Genomic DNA, 1,585 nt, shown 5'->3' with positions numbered 1-1,585 from the left:
AATCCGGACGACACGGTCGGAGGCTACGATGCAATTGCGGAGCTGATTGCCCGGCTCAAGCCGACAGGCCAAAGCGAGGAGGTCCGGCTCGGATATTGGTCACACCGGCGCAAATGGGAGGACGTCGATGACATGGGCGGCGGCGTTATGCATCTCGACGATGCGCTCGAGTTCGTTGCAAATGAGGGCGTCTTCTGGACATGGACGTGACCAGAAAATCGTACAAAGTCGAGCTGAGGTCTTGCCGCTAAAAAAGCTAAACATCGGAAATCGAAACAAGGGGAGTTGTTAATAGTTGCAGCGCAGTGTGCTCCTGGCAATCCGCAAATAAATAGAACGCATTACATGTATTTTCGGTGCCGGATCGGTCGATCAATAGTGACGTCCGGTTTGGTCCTCACCGCGGCCGCAGTGTTCATTCCAATCAATGAAGCGCGGGCCGAAAATGCAAACGGCAAGACCACGCATCTGATGGCGATCGGCATTTGTCCGCCGTGGAAACAGCAGGACGCAGAGGCCTGCAGCCGCAGCGTGGGTGCCATCGAGGCAGCTTTCTCGGCCCGTCTCGGCATCGAGAGCGCGAATGTGACCACCCTGCTGAACGCCGCGGCCACCACTGGAGGCCTGAAGGCGGCTTTTGCCGGTTTCAGCGACCTTGGTCCAAACGACAGGCTGATCATTTACGCCAACCTGCACGCCGGTGCGCTCAATCCAACCGCGGAGGCGGGCCCCGACAATGAAGTGTTCGTACTGTGGACCGAGCAAAGACCGGTAGCGGTGCCGTTTGCCGTCGCCGAGGGTGACTGGATCATGGCTAGCGATTTCGCCGGCTGGGTACACGCGCTGGCGGCCGGAGCAGTGATCTTCATCCTGGATGCATGCGAGTCTGGCGCCGGGTCGCCCTTGTTCATCGAAGCGCAGCCGCAGAACAACGTGATCCGCCCGGAAGCAGTGATCGTCTCCGCCGCCGCCGATCAGTTTGCCAATTTCACCGCGGACAAAACGGTCGCCCTTTATTCCCAGCAACTGGCACAGACGATTGCCGACGGCCAAGGCACGTTTCAGCAGGCAGCCGACCTCGCGGCGTCGCAAACCCACGCCACGGCGATCACCATCTGCGCGCTCCAGAAATCGGCGATGGAGCAGGCCGGAATTGATCCCCTATCGTGCGAGCAACAACCGACCACGCACGACCCCGGCGCTCTGCTGCCCGCGATTTTCCTGCGGGACTGAGCCGCGAACTTGAACTATGGAAGAAATACCGATGAAAACCATCCTGACCGCATTCTTTCTGACCCTTTCGGCAACCTCTGCATTCGCGGGCCCCGACCAACGCGCCTGGATGATCAATTGGGGCACAGAGGACGTCAACGCCGGCACGATCTGCAAGGTCAAGGAGATCATCGTTCTGGCCCAATCGGTCGAGGATTGCGTCGAAAGCGGCGGCAAAGCGACCCACACGCTGACCAAAGCGGCCGAACCGAGAGCCGAATAGGCTCAAGCGGCGGGGCGTCAACCGGCCCGCCGCTCAAGGAATGGTCGGAAAGCTGCGCGGCAGCATTCGCCTGGAATCGCGGCTCTGACG

The 1,585-nt window shown here is 60.1% G+C and carries 3 protein-coding genes; all 3 read left to right on the top strand.

All coding sequences use genetic code 11. The annotated features are described in order from the left end of the window. A partial coding sequence (locus WH91_RS24600) for a hypothetical protein (RefSeq protein ID WP_046170248.1) occupies positions 1-210 on the top strand: 210 nt, incomplete at its 5' end. 135 nt (positions 211-345) lie between these two features. After that, positions 346-1,233, top strand: coding sequence for a hypothetical protein (locus WH91_RS22515; protein ID WP_158409529.1), 888 nt, complete (start codon positions 346-348; stop codon positions 1,231-1,233). Positions 1,234-1,264: 31 nt separating this feature from the next. Then, positions 1,265-1,495 (top strand): hypothetical protein, encoded by a 231-nt coding sequence (locus WH91_RS06785; protein ID WP_046170245.1) that lies wholly within the window; start codon positions 1,265-1,267, stop codon positions 1,493-1,495. Positions 1,496-1,585 lie beyond the last annotated feature (90 nt).

This window comes from Devosia psychrophila (assembly GCF_000971275.1).
Classification (GTDB): Bacteria; Pseudomonadota; Alphaproteobacteria; order Rhizobiales; family Devosiaceae; genus Devosia; species Devosia psychrophila.
Note: the sequence above shows the minus strand (reverse complement) of the source record. Positions and strands in the feature narration are given on the sequence as shown.